Origin of the sequence: Sphingomonas silueang, from assembly GCF_040049155.1 — a bacterium.
GTDB classification, from domain to species: Bacteria; Pseudomonadota; Alphaproteobacteria; order Sphingomonadales; family Sphingomonadaceae; genus Sphingomonas; species Sphingomonas silueang.
Genome location: NZ_JBDZDK010000039.1, coordinates 1 through 18,894 on the forward strand (window position 1 = coordinate 1; position 18,894 = coordinate 18,894).

Consider the following 18,894-nt stretch of genomic DNA (forward strand, 5'->3'; position numbering starts at 1 on the left):
CGCGTGCTGAAGATCAACGGCCTCGCAACCATCAGCGAGGATGTCGTGGAAGCCGCCCGCAGCACCCTCGTCATCGGCGTCACCTAGTGCTGACATTCGTGACATTTACCGCTGAAAGCCACATACAGGTGTCGGAACCCCGTGTCAGAATGGCAGGTTGGAAGCGACTATGCGCGATTATCCTGCGGTGATACCCAGGATGCCGCTCTGCTGCTCCACGCGGAGACCAATCCGCGGTGGGGTTCGGTCTGCCACGACCCGCAGGTAAAACATGTACGGTACTCAACTAGTCTTCTGCGGCTGAGCGGCCCTTGAGCGGTGGAGCGCGGTCACGCGCTTGACGTGGGCGATGCTGCACCCGGCGAGCTCCGCGGTCTTCGCGATGCTCATGCCCGCCTCGCGCAGACCTACGATGCGCCGGTGGTGGGCGAGGTCCGGCTTGCGGCCGGTGTACCGCCCCGCCCGCTTGGCAATCTCGATGCCCTCGCGTTGCCGCTCGCGCCGGGTCTCGTAGTCATCCCGCGCCGTCTGCAGCGCGACCCGCAGCAGCATGTCCTGCACCGCCTCCAGCACGATGCGCGCCACGCCTGCGCTATCAGCTACCAAGTCCGACAGGTCCACAATGCCCGGCACCGCCAGCCGAGCCCCCCTGCCCCGGATAGCATCCACCAGCAGTTCCGCTTCCTGCAGAGGCAGGCGGCTGATGCGGTCGATCTTCTCGGCCACCACCACCTCGCCCGGCTGCAGGTCCGCCACCATGCGCAGCAGCTCCGGCCGGTCCGGTCGCGCGCCCGACGCCTTCTCCCGGTATACGGCCGCGACATAAAAGCCGGCCGCCCGCGCACCAGCCACAATGCTCTCCTGCCGCGTCAGGTCCTGCTCGTCCGTGCTTACCCGCAAATACACCCGCGCCGCCCTAACCTCGCTGCCTGCCACCTGCTCATCACTCCTACTTGGCGTTGTTGGGTATACTCAAATGAGCGATGGGCTAATTTACCAGCTACGAAATTTACGAAGCCGAGAACAAAGTGGGACTCGTTGCTCTTTACTTCTGAACAGCTGGGTCAGCTGTTCAGGGTTACCGCTAGCGTCTATCCTGCATCGAATAAGCCGCTCACCTGTATCACTCGTGCTTTTGGGTGCGATCGGGATCGAGGGCGTTCTTCCGAGCAACGACGCTCATGCTGCCGTCCGTTTCCAGAACCACCAGGGCTATAGCGTCAAGACCATCGAACCCGGCACCCCGAACGGCGGCTTCAACCTCGTCCGAAGTGACTCTCTCGCGTTTCATGGCATCCGAAAGCATGATCCCCTTTTCGACCAGGATTGTCGGTTCGGCCTTGACCCAACTTCGGAAGCGCTTCGACCGCGTCGAGAGCCACGTGACGGCAAGCTGCGCGCCCGCCAGCATAACGAAAGCGGTTACACCTTCGGCAAGCGCGACGTCCTTGGACAGGATCACGGTGGCCAGGGTGGATCCAAGCGCTACGGTGACGATCAGGTCGAACGCGTTCATCTTCGACAGCGTTCGCTTGCCCGTCGTCCTCAGGACAAGGATGAGCAGGACGTACGCACACAGCCCCACCAACAGTGTTCGCCACACGCCCGGAGCTCCAGCGAAGAACATCTGCTCGCTCATCATGGCGCCCCCGTCCTCTGCGCAGAAGCGTCATGGACCGACATCGATTGCTTCCGGCTTTGCTACCGACGCCCCTTTACCGGAGAAGCCGAGGGCTGCCGCTATGGGCGCGTTCCAGCCGTACGGGTCCGTCCGATAGGCGACCTGGCCTTCGGATGCGACGAAGACGTTATGGTAGAGCATGCGCACCGGGATTTCTCGTGGCAAAGCGACGAACCGCTGCCGCCCGGTATCGCGGGCGCGCTGCCACTCGCTTGCCACGCCCTCCTGCTCGGCGAGCATCTCGGCGAAGCCAAGCGCATCGGCGACCCGGACGCACCCGTGGCTGAGATGGCGCTGACTACGCTCGAAGAGATGACGGGACGACGTATCGTGGAGGTAGATGGCGTGCTGGTTGTGCATGTCGAACTTGACCAGGCCGAGCGCATTGCCGCGTCCCGAACGCTGCACGATCCAGCCGCCCCGGCGAAACATGTTGTGCGCGCGTAGATAGCGCCGGCTGACCCCTGCGAGTTCGCCGTGCTGGATCGACTTCGGGATGGTCCATGTCGGATTGGCGACTAGCCGGTAGATGGGCGACGATAGCGCGGGTGTTTCCTTCCCTGGCTCGCCCACGATCACCTTGCGTTCGTCGACAAGTGCGCCGTCCCGGTAGTATCTCAACGTGGCCGCCGCGGTGTTGACGTCGATGCGGGTCAGCGGCGGATTGCGGGACAGCCAGCGTCGGCGCTCCAGTGCGACAGCCAAGGCTCGGGCGTGGTCACCGGGCCCGAGGTTCAGCACCGCCAGGGTATCGGGGCCGACGATCCCGTCAGCCGCGATGCCGTAATCCCGCTGCAGCCGGGTGACGGCGTCCGCAAGCGCCGGATTGTAGGTCGATCCCGCGTAAGGCTGATCGAGGTAGCCCTCTGCATGCAACTGCGCCGCAATCGGTACCACGGCTTTGCTTTCATCCCCGATGCGGAGCGGTTCGGCACTTTCCAACATCTCTGATCGACCTACCCCGCGCCGATCATTGGCAGCCATGTAGGCATCACTCAGGGCGTGATAGGCCGCATCTTGTGGTGCCAGGCCGTTCAGCCAGGCCGCAAGACGGTTTTCCTGAAGCGCGCGGTGGAGCTCTGCGGCGAGCTGCCTGTCTGTAGGTCGTGGGACGGTATAGATCGCGTGCAGCGAGGTGGGATCGACCACACCATCTGCCAGTGCGTGGGCATAGCCGAGCGCCGCCTTGTCGAGGCTTGTGGGTGAACCGTCCGGAACCGGAAATTGCAGGTGATCAAGACCGTGTCGGGCGCGGGCGGCAAGGGCGTCCCTAAGCGCCTCGCGGTTCTGCGACGACCAAAGGCTTTCCGCATCTGCTGCAGCGGATGGACTGCTGATCGGTGATGCCGCGGAAGCGGCTGAAAGGGAGGCAAGAATTAGGAAGGCGGAAGAAGCAAAAAGTCCTGGTTTCGTCATGCAATGTCAACGATCGGGGACGTTGATCGGTCCTCCCGGAAGGTCATCCGACTGTACTGTCGGCTTGCCCCTCCGGCTTTGCTCGTGTGAGCGGCAACGGTTCCTTGAAGGTGAGCGTTCGATAGGGAAACGGGATTTCCATTCCGGCACCATCCAGCGCTCGCTTGATCGCGCGTACCACCTCGTCGCGGGACTGGTGCGCGTCGACCGGCTTCGAACCCGCCCACCAGCGTACGAGGAAGTTGATGGAGCTGTCGCCGAACTCCTTGGCGTACACTTCCACTGGCCGGTCCTCCTGCACGGGACCGACAGCGGCGACCGCGTCGTGAATCACCGTGCGGGCAGCGTCGAGATCGACGTCATAGGCCACGCCGACCTCCACCTCGTGACGTCGCTGCTGGCTGTGCGTGACCACCTCTACGGGGTTCTTGAACAGATAGGCGTTGGGCACGACGACGAGTTCGTTGCTGAGGTGGCGCAGATGCGTGTCCCGGAGGCTAATCATCTCGATCCGCCCCTCGACGTCCTGGCAGCGAATGAAGTCGCCGATCCGCATCTGCTTGCGCAGCATGATCAGCACACCGGCGAGGAAGTTCTCGAAGATGTCCTTGAAGGCGAAGCCGACCGCCACGGAGCCGAGCCCCAGCACTGCGAGGATGTTCGCGGGGGTTACCCCGGGCAGCACGATCGACATCGCGATCAGAAGGCCCAGAACCCAGATTGCCACGCCCACCAGTGTTTCGACCAGGTTGACGAGGGTCCCGCGCAGGTCGGTATGCGACAGCAGTCGCTCGGCGATCCGCCGGGCAGATTTTGCAATGAAGAAGGTTGCGACGAGCAGCAGCAGCGCGATTCCGAGCTGTGGAAGAATGCGGACGAACTCGGTCCCCATGTCCCGAACACGGCGGAGGAGGATGGCAACGATATCCATGTTCCCCTGGTACCCCGCTTGGAGCTCGTCTTGCGAAGGCGGATCCCACAACCGCACCGCTGCCATGCGCGGGCGATCGCCTAAAGACCGGACCTTACCTCGCGAATCATAGCGTCAGAAGCCGTTTGCCGAGGGTTCGGACTTCTCCCATGATGACGGCATGGGGCATGAGGAAAAATCCGTCCGCACTGACTTGGCCGAGGATCGCACCGACCTGGCGGAAGACCGCACCTTGCTCGCGAATGAGCGGACGTTCAGCGGGTGGGCGCGCACGGCCACGGCCTGTATCGGCATCGGCCTGGGCTTCAGCGCATTGTTCAAGCCGGTCGAGCCGACCTGGGTGGCGAAAGCGATCGCCACCTTATTCATCCTAGTTGGTATCTTTTTGGTGATCGCCGCGGAACGTCGGGCGCGCGGACTGCACGAACGACTGACGGCACACCACATAGCGGGCGTTTCTCCTATCAACTTCAGGGTCATGGCCGTCGCCATCTCGGTTGCAGCCGTGGCGCTCATCGTTGCAATATGGTGGCTCACGTGACCCGCTGGCTGCGGCATCGCAAGGCGTGGAGCAATGATGCCGGCCTTGTTAAGGGCGCGGCACGATGATCGATGCTCCTTCCGCCCACGCCATTGCCGCCATGCTGGTCACGGTGGCGATGTTCTACGGCTTCGCATCGGGGCGGCTGAAGGTCGAGATCATCTCGCTGCTGACGATCAGCGTCATCGCGCTTGGCCTTTACTTGTACCCGTTGACGGGAGAGCGACCAACAGATGGCTTGAAGCTCGCTTTCGAGGGCTTTGGTCATTACGCCCTGATAACGATCTGCGCACTGATGGTGATGGGTCGGGGGCTGGTGGCGACTGGTGCGCTCGATCCAGCCGCGCGCCTGCTGACCAGGCTTTGGCGCTTCAATCGGGGCCTCGGTTTCCTGACCACCCTGGTGCTCGCCATGATCATGAGCATGATGGTGAATGACACGCCCGTTCTCGTGCTGCTGCTCCCAATAATGGTGACGCTGGCGTCGCGCGGCGGGATGGCGGCGTCGCGTACGCTGATCCCCATCAACAGCGCGGTGCTGATCGGGGGCATGTCGACCACGATCGGCACCTCGACCAATCTCTTGGTCGTCTCGATCGCGACCGATCTCGGCATGCGGCCGATGGGGGTGTTCTACTTCACCCCGCTGGTCGTCATCGCGGCGCTGGTGGCGCTGCCTTTCATCTGGCTGGTCATGCCGCGGCTGCTTCCAGATAACTCAGTGCAGACCGGCCATGCCCCTCGCCGCTTCTACGCGTCGCTCCGGCTCGGGCCGCGCTCCCCCGCGCTCGGGCAGTTGCCGGCCGCTTTCCTCGCTCGCACCGCGCCGCAGGTCGAACTTGTCGGCGCTCCCGAAACGCCCGCGGCGGTCGACGATCGGATAGCCGTGCTCGCGCCACACGAGGCGCTGGAAGACGCGATGCGGGCACTAGGAGCAACGACGGCACCGGCCGCGCTTCTGGACCGGGTCCATGCCGCGTCGCGCCGCAGCCGCGAAGACCTCGCGGTGGTGGAGATGTCGATCGGTGCTGACTCTACTTTGATCGGCAAGCGGATCGCCACATCCGGCCTTGCCGAAACCCATGACGTTGCCGTCATGGGCGTTCATCACGCCCGAACGGCATGGGAGTGGCGGGACGACAACCTGCTGGAAGCACCGCTCGACGAAGGTGACATCCTCCTGGTGACCGGCACAATGGCTGACATCACCGCACTCGCGCGCTCCGAGAGCCTGCTGATGCTGGACGGCGCCAAGGAGGTCCCGCGGACCGCGAAAGCCTCGCTCGCGCTGGCGATCATGGCCGGATCCGTCGGGCTTGCCAGCGTCGGACTGCTACCAATCGCGATCTCCGCGCTCGCTGGCGCTATCCTGATGTTCGTCACCGGCTGCGTGCGCTTCGACAAGGTCGGGCGGGCACTGTCGGCCAAGGTCATCGTCCTGGTCGCCGCGAGCATTGCGATCGGGCGGGTGATCCTGGAAAGCGGCGCTGCGGAGTGGCTCGGCCAGCTCATTGCACTAGGTCTGCATCATCTCCCTGCAGGCGGCGCGCTGGCAGCGGTAATGGTGTTCGTCACGATCCTCACCAACTTCGCCTCGAACACGACCGCCGCCGCGGTAGGCACCCCCATCGCCTTCAGCCTGGCGCAGAAGCTGTCCATCCCGGTTGAGCCCTTGGTCCTCGCCGTGCTGTTCGGCTGTAACCTCTGTTATGCGACGCCCGTGGCCTATCAGACGAACATGCTCATCATGACCGCAGGCGACTACAATTTCGGCGATTACACCCGAACCGGCATCCCGCTGGTGCTCCTCATGATCGTCACGCTGTCGGCCCTGCTCGTCTTCAAATACGGGCTGTACTGAACGTTGCGCCCACTGGTGAAGCGCTGGTGGATCATCGCGCCAGCCTTTGCGGCGGGCTGTTCGCCTGCGCCCAGCAATCCTTTGGCGGCGCGCTCGCCGGACGGACAGGTCGAGATCGTGGCGGGCACCCTCTCCAATGGTAGCCTGGCGATACGGATCAGGCATCACGGCGCGGACGTGATCGCGCCCTCGCCGGTCGGCCTCGTCCTGGCGGACCAGCCGCTCGGCCCCATGCGGATCGAGCAGTCGCGACGTCCCGCCGGTCAGGCCGCGCAGCCCTACCGCGAACTGCTGGTCCAGGCACGCGAGACCGGAGGCAGCAGGCGCCCGCTTCTGCTGCACCTGCGCGCTTACGACAGCGGCGCCGCCATCCGGATCGAGCAGCCCCGCACTGCCACCACGCGCGAGACCCGGCTGACCGGGGAGGCAACGTCATTGCGCTTCCCGCGCAATTACCAGTGCCTCGCGGTGAGCCACACCGAATATCTCAATTCGCACGAAGGCGATTACGCTCCCGTGCGCGCCAGCGCCCTTCGGTCCGGCACTCTGTACGACCTGCCGCTGAGCTGCCGCACCGGACGGAGCGGCGAAGCCATCGCGCTGACGGAGACCGACGTCGAGAATTACCCTGGCGCGTATCTGGTCAAATCGAAGGATCTGGGCGTCGATCTGCGGCTTACGCCTCTGCCCGCGCGTGACCACCTTGCCGCGATCCTGCCCGAGAGCGGCCCTGCGCTCAGGACACCGTGGCGCGTGGTCATGATCGCCGACCGGCCCGAAAAGCTGATCGAGAATGACCTGGTGCAGCAGCTCGCGTCCCCCTCGCGCATCGGGGATGCGCGGTGGGTCAGGCCCGGCAAGGCGGCCTGGGCCTGGTGGTCGGGCATCAAGGCGTCCGGAGTGCCGAATGCCGGGTTCAACAACGCAACCTATCGACATTATGTCGACTTCGCCGCGCGGTTCGGCCTGCCCTATTTCGTGATCGACTGGGGCTGGGCTGCGCGACCCGATGGAGACAAGGAATTGGCGGACGTGACCGGCTTCCGGCCGGGCGTCGATATCCCAGCTCTCTCCCGCTACGCCGCGTCGCGCGGCGTTCGCCTGTGGCTGTGGACGAACTGGGACGCGATCGGCGCCGACATGGATCGGGTGTTCGCCCTCTACCATGCGTGGGGCGTCGCCGGGATCAAGGTCGATTACGTCTACCGCCAGGATCAGGTTGCAATCGCCTACTATCACCGCCTGCTCGCGGCTGCCGCCCGCCACCAACTCATGGTCAACATCCACGGTGCGCCGGTGCCGCGCGGGCTGAATCGCACCTACCCCAACCTGTTGACGCAGGAGGGCGTGATGGGAGCCGAGTACAACAAGTGGAGCCGCAAGGTGACCGCCGGCGCCAATGTCCGCCTTGCCTACAGCCGCGCGACCATCGGTCCCATGGACTACACGCCCGGCGGCTTCCGCAACGTCACACCTGCGCAGTTCAAGGCCCGACACGTTCTGCCGCTTGTGATGACGACGCGGGCGCAGCAGCTTGCCATGTTCGTGGTCTATCCGAGCCCGCTGCAATCACTGGCGGATGCACCGCAAGCGTATCTGGACGAGAGGGGCGCGCCGCGGCCCGGAGCGGGCTTCCTGCGCCTCGTGCCCGCATCCTGGGACGAGACGCGCGGGGTCGCAGGCGACTGGGGTCAGTGGATCGCGGTCGCGCGGCGCAGCGGCAAACGCTGGTTCGTGGGAGTGATAAACGACGAACAGCCGCGCACGGTGTTGCTCCCGCTCGCCTTCTTGACGAACGGGCGATGGCGCCTTCGAGCGCTGGTCGACGGCGCCACGCCTACGGCCGTCAAGGCGCATGGCGGCGTTGTACGTGCCGGCACCAGCCTCCAGGTGCCGGTTGCCGCCGGCGGCGGTGCAGTGGTCGTCCTCGAACCCGAATAAGGCGATCAGGCTCCGTCCTGCGGCAGGACCTCGATGACGGTGTCGCCCTCATGAACGATCGCGTCTTCCTCCCAGAAGCCGATCGCACGTCCGTCGCGATAAAGCCGGAGCCCCTGTCCGGGTCGCAGCTCCCGCAGATGAAGGCCGATATCCTGCGCTGCTGCAGCTCGTTCGCGCAGGGCGATACGGCCATGCGAGGTGACCAGATCGGAGACATAGTCTGCGATGTGCGCGCCGCGGCTTGCTCCGGCGAGCAGCTGCCCGCCGAAGCTCACGGGATTGACGATCACCGTCGCACCCGCATCGCTGGCCAACACCTCGTTCTCCGTCGCCTGGATCGCCACGGCAACTGGCACGTGCGCCGCGAGCCGCCGCGCGGTAAGCGCAATGAGCACGGCGGTATCGTCGCGCCCGGGCGTGACGATCAGCGACCGTGCCCGCTCGATCCCCGCGGCCGCCAGGACGGCGTTGTGCGTGGCATCGCCGTGCACGGTCGCCAGCTCCTGGTCCACGGCCTCCTCGAGAGCGCTCTCCGACTGATCGACCACCACGATCTCACCCGGTGGACAACCGCGGCGCACCAGCTCGTCCGCGGCCTCCCGCCCGGTCGCGCCGAAGCCGCAGATGATCGTGTGATCGTGTAATCGCCGTTGGATGGCCGCCATGCGCCAACGCTCCCAGGTGTTGCGGAGAAGAAAACTATAGGCCGAGCCCAGAAAAATCAGCCAGACGAACACGCGTACCGGCGTCACCACGAATGTGTCGAACATCCGCGCCCGGTCGGTCACTGGCACGATGTCGCCGTAACCCACGGTTGTGACGGTGATCATGGTGAAGTAGACGACGTCCAGGAACGACACTACGCCATCCGTGTTGTCGCGCAGCCCCTCCCGGTCGAACCAGTGTCCCGCCAGAGCGATGCCCACCAGCACCAGCGCGGCCGCAACCCGTGCGAGCAGGGTCACCGACGGCGAAAGAACGCTGCGGCGGTAGAAACGCGGCGTCGTGCGCGCACCTGGCTTTGCTGATCTCATCGCGAAGGCAGTAGATCATCGTTGATCGCTTGTCGCTTGGAGGCAGTAGCCAGCCGTGACTTGCCCGCGCCAACCTCGCGTGGGATAGAGGCACAGGGTGTCCGGGCGTTTGATCGGGCAGGTTGAAGCGCTGGTCGGGCCGCCAGCGCGTGTTTCTGCGCCCGAGGCCCATTCTTGTCAGATCTTCCCGCGCCTGCTGCGCCGGCCGTTGCCGTCGCCAAGAAAATCGTGGACACGGTGGTTCGTCCGCGATCTGCAATGCGCGCCTTCCTGCGCAGCGGTGCGTCGGGCGGGATCGTCCTGATCGTTGCGGCGCTCGCCGCAATGGCGATCGCCAACAGCCCGCTTGCGCCCGCCTACTTCGCGGCGTTGGCGCAGCATGTCGGCCCGCTGTCGATCCTGCACTGGATCAATGATGGGCTCATGACGCTGTTCTTTCTGCTCGTCGGGCTCGAGATCAAGCGCGAACTGGTCGACGGTCATCTGGCTTCCTGGTCTGACCGGGCGCTGCCGGCGGTCGCGGCGTTGAGCGGCATGATTGTTCCGGCTTTGGTCTACCTCGCCGTAGCCGCATCAACCCCCGGCCTAGCGCGCGGCTGGGCGATCCCGTCGGCAACCGACATTGCCTTCGCGCTTGGGGTAATGGCACTGCTCGGCAACAGGGCGCCGCCATCGCTCAAGCTCTTTCTGACCACCGTGGCCATTGTCGACGATATGGGAGCAGTCGCTGTCATCGCCGTCGCCTATACAAGTGCGGTGAGCGGCCCTGCCCTCCTCGCTGCGGCGCTGATCCTAGGTCTCATGTTCGTTCTTAACCGCTTGGGCGTTGTACGGCTCTGGCCCTACCTGATGCTCGGCCTGCTGCTCTGGTTTGCGATCTGGTCATCGGGCATTCACGCAACGATCGCAGGCGTACTGACCGCCAGCCTGATCCCGATCCGCCGCTCGCCTGGCGCACCGGATGCGCGGGACTCTCCGCTTCACCGGCTTGAACATGCGCTGCAATCTTGGGTTGCCTACCTCATCGTTCCCGTCTTCGGCTTTGCCAATGCCGGCGTAACGGTCGTCGGCATCGGGCTGGCTACCTTGTTGTCACCCCTGCCACTCGGCGTCGCCGCCGGCCTGTTCGTCGGCAAGCAGGTCGGCGTGCTTGGCGCCGTCTGGGGAGCGGCGCGCCTTGGTTTCGCCCGGCCGCCAGGCGGCGCGTCATGGCCCCAGGTCTATGGTACGGCCCTGCTGTGCGGCATTGGCTTCACCATGAGCCTCTTCATCGCCGGGCTCGCATTTGCCGATGCTGACCTGGTGGACGAGGTGAAGGTCGGCATTCTCACCGGCTCATTGCTCTCCGCCTGTGCAGGCTACGGCGTCCTTCGCCTTTGTGGATCCAGGTCACGGCAAGTCGAAGCGTGACCGCGTGCCTCATCTTGCCCATAAGACCGCACCATGGCTGAAGCACTCGGAAGCACCTCGGATCTGACCACGCGGTTGGCACAGCTTACGCTTTACCGCTGGTGGCGGCGTTCGATTGTTGGCCGCGTCGATCACGAAGCTGTGGTGGCCCGCATCGTGGAGGATAGCGGCTGGTCCGCGCGCTTCGCCTTCATGACCATGATGTCGGCAGGCATCGCGGTGCTTGGACTCCTCCTCTCCTCACCCGCCGTCGTGATCGGCGCGATGCTGATCTCGCCGCTGATGAGTCCGATCCTGGGTTTCGGCTTCAGCCTGGCGCTGTTCGACTTCGCAGAGCTACGCCGCTCGCTGAAGGCGCTGGCGATCGGCGCGGGTGCGGCGGTCGCCTTCACGGCGCTTATCGTGCTGTTTTCCCCCTTGCAGGCGCCCACGGCGGAGATCATCGCGCGCACGCGTCCCAACCTCTTTGACCTGGCGGTTGCGCTCTTCGCCGCGCTGGCCGGCACCTTCGCAATCATCCGCGGGCGGGGCGAGACGATCGTGGGCGTCGCGATCGCGACCGCGCTGATGCCGCCGCTCGCGGTCGTCGGCTATGGCCTTGCCACCCGCAACGTTCCGGTAGGCGCCGGGGCGCTGGCCCTGTTCATCACCAACTTCATCACCATCGCGCTCTCGGCTACGGCGATGGCGCGCTTCTACGGCTTCGGGCACCATCTCTCCCGACGTCAGAGCTGGGCGCAGACGCTAGTCCTGATCCTCGTGTTCGTGGCGATGGCGGTGCCGCTCGGCATCTCGCTCAACCGCATCGGCCGCGAAGCCCTTGCCGTGTCGCAGACACGCGCGCTGCTAAACGAACGCTTCGGGGAGAAGGCGCGCGTCACCCAGCTCGACCTCGACTTCGCGGCCGCCCCGCTGCTCGTCCGCGCCGTGGTTATCACGCCGCGCGGCTCCATGCAGAAGACGCCCGCGCTCCAAGCGGCGCTGCAGGAGAAGCTCGGACGGCCGATCCGGCTCAATCTCGATCAGATCCTGCTCGAGGCGGGCGCAGGTGCCCTGGAAGCGCAGCGCGAAGAGTTGCGGCAGGCCGGGGATATGGCCGGTCAGGAGGCGCAGCGCATGACCGCGCTGAGCAAGATGATCGCTCTTGTAACAGGCGTTTCGGCCGATGACGTGACGATCGACCGCGATCACCGGCGTGCGACAGCAGCTGCCGCCGTCCTGCCCGGAGCCACCGTCGCTACCTATCGCACGCTTGAGGCCCGCGCCGCAGCCGAGACGGAGGGCTGGTCGGTCGTGATCGTACCGCCCCAGACCCCTCTGCCGGAGATCGCATTCGCCGATAATGTCGATACGCTCGACGCCGCTGCGCAAAGCGCTGTGCTGACGTCTGCCTGGGCTGCCCGCCGCTGGAACATGCCGGCGCTCGGCGTGCCCGGCCTTCCGCCCGGAACGCCGCCCGACCGGCCCAATCTGTCGCAGCGCCGTGCGCTGGCGATCGCCGCCGTGCTGAAGGCGAACGGCCTGGCCGCGATTGCGGCGCCCTCTGCCGGGCAACGCTTCGCGCTGCTGACCGGTGTCTCGGTGCCCGCACCATGATCGGCGGTCTTGCGCTCACGCCGTTCGATGCCGCGGCGATCCTGATCGTCCTGGCCGCGGCGCTCGGCTATCTGAACTACCGCTTCCTGAAGCTGCCCTCGTCGATTGGACTCACGATCATGGGGGCGATCGCATCGCTGATCGTCGTCGGGCTGGACGGCCTCTTTCCGGGTGCCGGGCTCGGCCACGACATCGTCGGCTTCATCGCGGGCATCGATTTCCATACAACGCTGATGGAGGGCATGTTGTCGTTCCTGCTCTTCGCCGGCGCGCTGCACGTCGATTGGCAGGAGATGGCCCGCGGTCGCTGGCCCATCTTGGTCCTCAGCACCATCGGGGTGGCACTCTCGACGGTGCTGGTCGGCAGCGGTTTCCTGTTTCTCTCGCGCCTGGTCGGCTTCGAACTGCCCGCAATCTGGTGCTTCGTTTTCGGCGCGCTCATCAGCCCGACCGATCCAGTTTCGGTCATGGGCGTCCTCAAGCGCGCCAACGTCTCGCCTGCGCTGGAAGCGACGGTCGCCGGCGAGAGCCTGTTCAACGATGGCGTGGGGGTGGTGATCTTCACCATTCTGCTGTCCTCCGCCATGTCCGGCGAACCCTTCTCGATCGCGCATGCGGCCGAGCTGTTCGCGGTTGAAGCCGGGGGCGGCGTCGCGCTTGGGCTCGCGATCGGATGGATCGCGTTTCGCGCGATGCGCTCGATCGACGAGTACAAGGTCGAGGTGCTGATCAGCCTCGCCGTCGTGATGGGCGGTTATGCAGTCGCCCGCCCGCTCCATGCCAGCGGACCGGTGGCTATGGCCGTGGCGGGCCTCATCATCGGTAATGCTGGTGTCGCGCACGCGATGAGTGAGACCACCCGTGATTATCTCCACAAGTTCTGGGACCTGATCGACGATATCCTGAACACCGTGCTGTTCCTGCTGATCGGGCTGGAGGTGGTCACCATCCCGGGCGACCTGCGCCTTCTCGTGCTTGGCTTGGCCGCCATTCCGCTGGCGCTTGCCTGCCGCGCGGCGTCGGTCGTGCTCCCCTTGCGCGCGATCCGGCCGACGCATCGTTACGGGCTTATTGCGCCGGTGACCCTGATATGGGGCGGCCTGCGCGGCGGGATCTCGATCGCACTCGCACTGGGCCTCCCGGATGGGCCGGCGCGCAGCGTCATCCTCGCCGCCACCTATGTGGTGGTGCTCTTTTCCGTGATCGGCCAGGGCGGCACCATCAAGCGCGTACTGGAGCACCTGACTGCTCGGGAAGCGCGGACGTGAGGGCCCGCCTCATCCGCTTCGCCAACCAACTCAGCGAAAGCTACTGGTTCGTCCCCACGATCATGGCGCTGGCTGCGCTGCTGCTCGCCGCGGCGATGATCTGGCTCGACAGCCACCATGCGACAGGCTGGATGGACAGCCTGCCTTGGCTCTATGCGGCGCGGCCGGACGGCGCGCGCAGCCTCCTTTCCTCGATCGGCGGGTCAATGATTGGGGTCGCCGGCACGACTTTTTCCGTCACCATCGCGGCGGTCGTATACGCCTCCGGCCAATACGGGCCACGGCTGCTCAGCAACTTCATGTCCGATCGTGGCAATCAGGTGACGCTCGGCACCTTCATCGCGACGTTCCTCTATTCGCTCGTCGTGGTGCGCACGATCCGCTCTCCGGGCGAAACACCCGGAGAGCCGGGCTTTGTGCCCCAGCTCGCGGTGCTGGTCGGCGTCCTGCTGGTGCTCTGCTCCATCGCGGTGCTGATCTACTTCATTCACCACGTGCCCAGCCGCATCCACATCAACAGCGTAATCGAGCGGATCGGCGACCGGCTGCTGGCGGAGATCGACAACCGCTTTCCGGTCTGCATCGGCGAGCCGCTCGACGACGATGCGGACGACGATCGCGTGCCCTTGGCTTTCCGCGCCGACGCAACCGCTGCCGACGCTGCCAAGCGGGCCGGCGTGCGCGCGAAGGAGACGGGCTATGTCCAGCTGATCGACACCCGCGCGATCATGGAGATGGCGGGCGACCGCGGGACCATCCTCCGCCTGCAATATCAGGCGGGCGATTTCGTGCACCGCGGCAGCGTGCTGCTGGAAGCTTCTCCGCCGGAGGCGCTGGATGACGATGCGGAAGCGAAGCTCCGCGATGCCTTCGCCATTGGCGCGCGCCGCACCGCCCTGCAGGACTTGCGGTTTCTCATCGACGAGCTGGTCGAGATTGCAGCGCGTGCGCTGTCGCCGGGGGTCAACGATCCGTTCACCGCCAATTCGTGCCTCGACTGGCTGGGCGCCGCGCTGGCCGATCTTGCCCGCCGCGAGCTGCCGTCGCGGCTGCGCGCCGGCGAGGACGGCGCGCTGCGGGTGATCGCGCATCCGGTTTCCTTCGCCGGCTTCGTCGACCGCGCGTTCGGCGCGCTGGCGCAATATGCCAGTGCCGACGCGCTGGCGGGCAAGCGCTTCCTCGCCGCGCTGGGCGACGTCGCGCTCGGATGCGATGCGCGCGGGCGGCTCGACGTGCTGCGCGGCCAGGCGGAAGCCTTTCGCGATCTCGCCGATCGCGCGCTTCAGGGCGCCAGTCGCGATGCCGTGCTGGCGCGGGCCGATGCGCTGCTGCGCGCGCTGACCGAACCGGATCACAAGCGAAGGCTGCGCGACGGGCAGGCCTGGCTGGGGGGAAGTGCATGATCGTCGCCATCGCGCTCTTGGTGGCGCTCCTCGTCACTCTGGCGCTCACCTTTGGCCGGTTCGCGCGCAGCGACAGCTGGCGGGCGACGGTGACGCCGCTCGCCTCCATCATCGGCTCGGGCTTCCTCATCTGCGGCCCGCTGCTCGCGCGGGAATTCGGGAGCGCGGCGATCCTCGCCATGGCCGCGCTGCTGGCCATCGCCTATGCCGCCGGCTGGGTGATCCGCTTCAACATCCTCCATGTCGAGGATCACCTTGCCAGCGCCTCCTTTCACGACCGGATCGCCTGGGTCGCCCGCATCACCCAGGGGGTGCTCGCGCTCGCTTATGCCGTGTCCGTCGCCTATTATCTGAAGCTGCTTGCCGAGTTTTCGCTCAAGCCGGTCGCGATCGATCCCGCCTGGCAGCCATGGGCGGCGAACGTGATCGTCACCGCCATTATCGGGCTGATGACGCTGCTGGCGCTGGGGGGCAGCCTGCGCCGGGTCGAGCATCTTGCGCATGGTACCGTGTCGGTGAAAATCGGGATCATCGCCGGTTTGCTGGTGGCGCTAGCGATCGCCTGGGCGCGCCGCGGCATTGTCGATCCCCTGCCCCCCGTGCGCCTGTCCTTTGCCAGCATCCCCATGCTGCTCGGCCTCATCATCACCGTGCAGGGCTTCGAGACCTCGCGCTATCTCGGCCATGATTATCCGGCCGGCCTCCGGATCCGCACCATGCGGCATGCTCAGTGGATCGCCTCGGCAATCTACCTCGCCTTCATCGCCCTGCTCACCCCCTTCCTGTCACGCGCCGCGGCGACCGAAGGGGTGGCGGGCATCCTCGACATCATGGAGCTGATTGCGCCGGCCCTCGGCATCTTCGTGCTCGCCGGCGCGGTGTCCAGCCAGCTGAGCGCGGCCGTGGCGGATTCGATCGGCTCGGGCGGGCTCGTCAACGAGGTGTCGCGGCGCCGGATCAGCGTGCCGCTGGCCTTCACGCTGGCGGGGGCGCTGGCGGTGCTGGTGGTCTGGCTGACCGACCCGTTCGAAGTCGTGGCCCTGTCATCCCGCGCCTTTGCCCTGTTTTATGGGCTCCAGTGCGCGTTGGCGGTGATGGTGTCGCTGCGGCACCGCAGCGCCACCCGGGCGCAGCGCGTCGGCTTCGTGCTGATCGGGCTGATCTGCCTGGTCGCGGTGTTCGTCGGGGCGCCGGCGGAAGGGTAGAGCGTTGAAGTGCAATCGTCTGGCAGGGAGAGGAACCATGGACGACAAGCAGACGCGCGGCATGAGCTATTGGCGGTTCGCTGCGATGATCGCGACCTCCACGGTTGTGATGTTCGGCCTCATGTACCTCAACACTTATGCGATCAGCCACGTCGAATTCAGCCAGACACGGACGTGGATGGCCGTTGTTATGGGCGCGGTCATGGCCGTAATCATGATCGGCTTCATGTGGGGCATGTATCCGAACCGACGTGCCAATATCGGGATCGTCGCCGGCGCTGCGCTCGTTTTCGCAGGGGCGCTGTGGCTGGTACGTAGTCAGGAGACGGTTGGAGACGTCGCATACATGAAGGCGATGATCCCACATCATTCCATCGCAATCATGACCAGCGAGCGCGCTCACATCCGCGACCCCCAAGTACGACGGCTTGCCGATGGCATCATCGACGCCCAGGTCCGCGAGATCGCCGAAATGAAGCGCATGATCGCGAGGCTGGAAGCGCAGCCGGTGCCCGGCGACGCACCGGACCTTCCTTCCTACCGCGATCTCGGGGCAGCCCCGCCGCCTCCCGAAACAGATGCCGACGCCGGTATAAACACGCTGGCGCCGATCCGTTAGGATCGTCACGTCAATCGCGCGAATCCGATGATCGGGGGGCTGCTTACGGGTCAGCGGGGGGCTGGCCGGCCGCGATCGCCTTTGCGCGGTGCATCGCCGTCACGCGCTTGACTTGCGCAACGCTGCACCCCGCCAGCTCCGCTGTCCTGGCGATGCTCATGCCTGCTTCGCGCATGCTGATGATCCGACGGTGATGAGCTAGGTCGGGCTTGCGCCCGGTATACCGCCCTGCCCGCTTGGCGATCTCGATGCCCTCGCGCTGGCGCTCTCGTCGGGTCTCGTAATCGTCGCGCGCGGTCTGAAGCGCTACGCGCAGCAGCATTTCCTGCACGGCTTCCAAAACGATGCGGGCGACGCCGGCGCTGTCGGCGACCAGATCGGTAAGGTCGACGATGCCCGGCACCGCGAGGCGCGCGCCCTTTGCCCGGATCGTCGCCACCAGCAGCTCCGCCTCGGCGAGCGGGAGGCGGCTGATCCGGTCGATCTTTTCGGCGACCACCACTTCCCCGGGCTGGAGATCGGCAACCATGCGAAGCAGCTCCGGTCGGTCGGGCCGCGCGCCGGAAGCTTTTTCGCGGTACACTGCCGCCACGTAATAGCCCGCTGATCGGGCACCTGCGACGATCGCCTCCTGCCGGGTAAGATCCTGCTCTTCGGTGCTGACGCGAAGGTACACGCGCGCGGCGCGGATCGGGACGGGTGTGCTGTCGTTCGTCATGGCCAATCTACATATACCCTTGTGAGCTGTCGGCTAGTTTGAGAACGATGGGACCTGCGGAGCCGCGAACGAATCGTGACCTGTTTTCCTCGGAACCTGAACAGCTCGATCGGCTGTTCAGGTGCGGATCAGCCCACGCCGTGAGTCGGGCCCCTGGCCGACTACCTCATTCGTGCTTTTGAGTGCGTTCGTTAGCCCAGAGGATCGCTCCCGCTTCAAGAACGATAAGCCGCGGTTTGGGAATTCGACGGGCGTTTCACCGAGCGGACCGGGAGGCAGCACACAGGGGGAGAGGCCCTGATGTGCCCCGTTGAGAGGAGCGGCACTTGACTTTAACCTCGCGACGCGCATATTGGCGTTATACCCGCTGGCAGGGTTCGCCTTGTCAGTTCAGGAGCCGCTGGGGCCTCGGCCTTCGGCGGCTTCTGCATATCTAGCCGGTGGGGATTGATGGCCGTTCAGCGTACCTATGTCTATGTCGACGGCTTTAACGTGTACTACCGAGCGCTTCGCGGCACTCCGCATAAGTGGCTGAACATCGAAGCGCTTGTGCAGGCGCTGCTCGGCCCCGACAATAGAATTGACATGATCCGGTACTTCACGGCGCCCGTCAGCGGGAAGCTGGATGCAGACCAGCCGATCAGACAGGATCGCTATCTTCGAGCGCTGCGGACGCTGCCCAATCTTACCGTCCATTTGGGCAACTTCATAAGCAAGCCGAAGGTTCGCCCGCTTGAAACGTCGTTGGCGGACGGCACAACTCACGTTCGGGTCATCAACACGGAGGAAAAAGGCTCAGACGTGAATTTCGCGACCTATCTCGTCCATGACGCTTGGCAAAACCTGTACGACGTGGCGGTCGTGCTGACGCAGGATACCGACCTTTGCGAACCGCTGCGCATCGTCCGACGTGAGATCGGCAAGGAAATTGGGCTCGTCTGGCTCGACGGTTCCAAACCTGGGAAGATGGCGAACGATGCAAGCTTCGTTCGCCACATCACCCCTGCCCGCCTAGCCGCAGCGCAGTTCCCCAACCAGATGGTCGGCGCAAACGGAAAAACGATCAACAAACCTGCCGCGTGGTAGTAAGGCCAAGAAGGCTCGAAGAGCAAGGCGAGAGGCTTTGGCGACAACATAGATTATGTAAAATATGGTCGTGGTTTACGCTGTTAATTGGCCTCGCTCGGCTTCGAGCTGGGTCGAGTGAGCCAGCGCGGCGAGAGCTTCATCACTTCGCAAGCATCGGAAATAGTCAATTCTTTTAGGCAGT

At 65.2% G+C, this 18,894-nt stretch carries 16 protein-coding genes; 10 read left to right on the plus strand and 6 right to left on the minus strand.

Annotated elements, in window-relative coordinates:
- Nucleotides 1-282 precede the first annotated feature (282 nt).
- The 4 genes from ABLE43_RS20825 to ABLE43_RS20840 form a co-directional block, all read right to left on the minus strand.
- Nucleotides 283-906 carry a recombinase family protein gene (locus ABLE43_RS20825; RefSeq protein WP_170172280.1) on the minus strand — a complete coding sequence of 208 codons (624 nt, stop codon included), beginning with the start codon at nucleotides 904-906 and terminating at the stop codon, nucleotides 283-285.
- A 217-nt stretch (nucleotides 907-1,123) separates the two neighbouring features.
- Nucleotides 1,124-1,639, minus strand: coding sequence for a DUF421 domain-containing protein (locus ABLE43_RS20830; protein WP_286881055.1), 516 nt, complete (start codon nucleotides 1,637-1,639; stop codon nucleotides 1,124-1,126).
- Between the two features lie 30 nt (nucleotides 1,640-1,669).
- Nucleotides 1,670-3,097, minus strand: a complete 1,428-nt coding sequence (locus tag ABLE43_RS20835; protein ID WP_286881053.1) for a L,D-transpeptidase family protein — start codon at nucleotides 3,095-3,097, stop codon at nucleotides 1,670-1,672.
- Nucleotides 3,098-3,140: 43 nt separating this feature from the next.
- A complete protein-coding gene (locus ABLE43_RS20840) occupies nucleotides 3,141-4,028 on the minus strand; it encodes a mechanosensitive ion channel family protein (RefSeq protein WP_286881050.1) in 888 nt (295 codons plus the stop codon).
- 160 nt (nucleotides 4,029-4,188) lie between these two features.
- On the opposite strand from ABLE43_RS20840, the gene ABLE43_RS20845 reads away from it, so the two are divergent.
- The 3 genes from ABLE43_RS20845 to ABLE43_RS20855 all read left to right on the plus strand — a co-directional run bounded on the left by ABLE43_RS20845 (nucleotide 4,189) and on the right by ABLE43_RS20855 (nucleotide 8,371).
- Nucleotides 4,189-4,569 (plus strand): YidH family protein, encoded by a 381-nt coding sequence (locus ABLE43_RS20845; RefSeq protein ID WP_286881048.1) that lies wholly within the window; start codon nucleotides 4,189-4,191, stop codon nucleotides 4,567-4,569.
- A 64-nt stretch (nucleotides 4,570-4,633) separates the two neighbouring features.
- A complete protein-coding gene (locus ABLE43_RS20850; RefSeq protein WP_286881046.1) occupies nucleotides 4,634-6,430 on the plus strand; it encodes an SLC13 family permease in 1,797 nt (598 codons plus the stop codon).
- 15 nt (nucleotides 6,431-6,445) lie between these two features.
- Nucleotides 6,446-8,371 (plus strand): glycoside hydrolase family 97 protein, encoded by a 1,926-nt coding sequence (locus ABLE43_RS20855; RefSeq protein ID WP_286881045.1) that lies wholly within the window; start codon nucleotides 6,446-6,448, stop codon nucleotides 8,369-8,371.
- 5 nt (nucleotides 8,372-8,376) lie between these two features.
- On the opposite strand, the gene ABLE43_RS20860 is transcribed toward ABLE43_RS20855, so the two are convergent.
- Complete coding sequence (locus ABLE43_RS20860) at nucleotides 8,377-9,405, minus strand: potassium channel family protein (RefSeq protein WP_114688818.1); 1,029 nt, start codon at nucleotides 9,403-9,405, stop codon at nucleotides 8,377-8,379.
- A 228-nt stretch (nucleotides 9,406-9,633) separates the two neighbouring features.
- Here ABLE43_RS20860 and nhaA point away from each other — a divergent pair, with 228 nt between their 5' ends.
- The 6 genes from nhaA to ABLE43_RS20890 are packed head-to-tail and all read left to right on the plus strand — an operon-like array spanning nucleotide 9,634 to nucleotide 16,906.
- Complete coding sequence (gene nhaA / locus ABLE43_RS20865; protein WP_286881057.1) at nucleotides 9,634-10,815, plus strand: Na+/H+ antiporter NhaA; 1,182 nt, start codon at nucleotides 9,634-9,636, stop codon at nucleotides 10,813-10,815.
- Between the two features lie 33 nt (nucleotides 10,816-10,848).
- Nucleotides 10,849-12,411, plus strand: coding sequence for a DUF389 domain-containing protein (locus ABLE43_RS20870; RefSeq protein WP_286881043.1), 1,563 nt, complete (start codon nucleotides 10,849-10,851; stop codon nucleotides 12,409-12,411).
- Nucleotides 12,408-13,679, plus strand: a complete 1,272-nt coding sequence (locus ABLE43_RS20875) for a cation:proton antiporter (protein WP_286881041.1) — start codon at nucleotides 12,408-12,410, stop codon at nucleotides 13,677-13,679. The genes ABLE43_RS20870 and ABLE43_RS20875 overlap by 4 nt, the downstream gene beginning before the upstream one ends.
- The gene (locus tag ABLE43_RS20880) at nucleotides 13,676-15,082 is read left to right on the plus strand and encodes a DUF2254 domain-containing protein (RefSeq protein WP_286881039.1); all 1,407 of its coding nucleotides are present in this window, start codon (nucleotides 13,676-13,678) and stop codon (nucleotides 15,080-15,082) included. The genes ABLE43_RS20875 and ABLE43_RS20880 overlap by 4 nt, the downstream gene beginning before the upstream one ends.
- Complete coding sequence (locus ABLE43_RS20885; protein ID WP_286881038.1) at nucleotides 15,079-16,287, plus strand: hypothetical protein; 1,209 nt, start codon at nucleotides 15,079-15,081, stop codon at nucleotides 16,285-16,287. The genes ABLE43_RS20880 and ABLE43_RS20885 overlap by 4 nt, the downstream gene beginning before the upstream one ends.
- Nucleotides 16,288-16,324: 37 nt before the next feature.
- Nucleotides 16,325-16,906 (plus strand): DUF305 domain-containing protein, encoded by a 582-nt coding sequence (locus ABLE43_RS20890; RefSeq protein WP_286881036.1) that lies wholly within the window; start codon nucleotides 16,325-16,327, stop codon nucleotides 16,904-16,906.
- Nucleotides 16,907-16,949: 43 nt separating this feature from the next.
- On the opposite strand, the gene ABLE43_RS20895 is transcribed toward ABLE43_RS20890, so the two are convergent.
- Nucleotides 16,950-17,624, minus strand: a complete 675-nt coding sequence (locus ABLE43_RS20895; protein WP_286881035.1) for a recombinase family protein — start codon at nucleotides 17,622-17,624, stop codon at nucleotides 16,950-16,952.
- A gap of 450 nt (nucleotides 17,625-18,074) precedes the next feature.
- Here ABLE43_RS20895 and ABLE43_RS20900 point away from each other — a divergent pair, with 450 nt between their 5' ends.
- Nucleotides 18,075-18,710: an NYN domain-containing protein gene (locus ABLE43_RS20900; RefSeq protein ID WP_286881034.1), complete on the plus strand. Its 636-nt coding sequence runs from the start codon at nucleotides 18,075-18,077 to the stop codon at nucleotides 18,708-18,710.
- Nucleotides 18,711-18,894 lie beyond the last annotated feature (184 nt).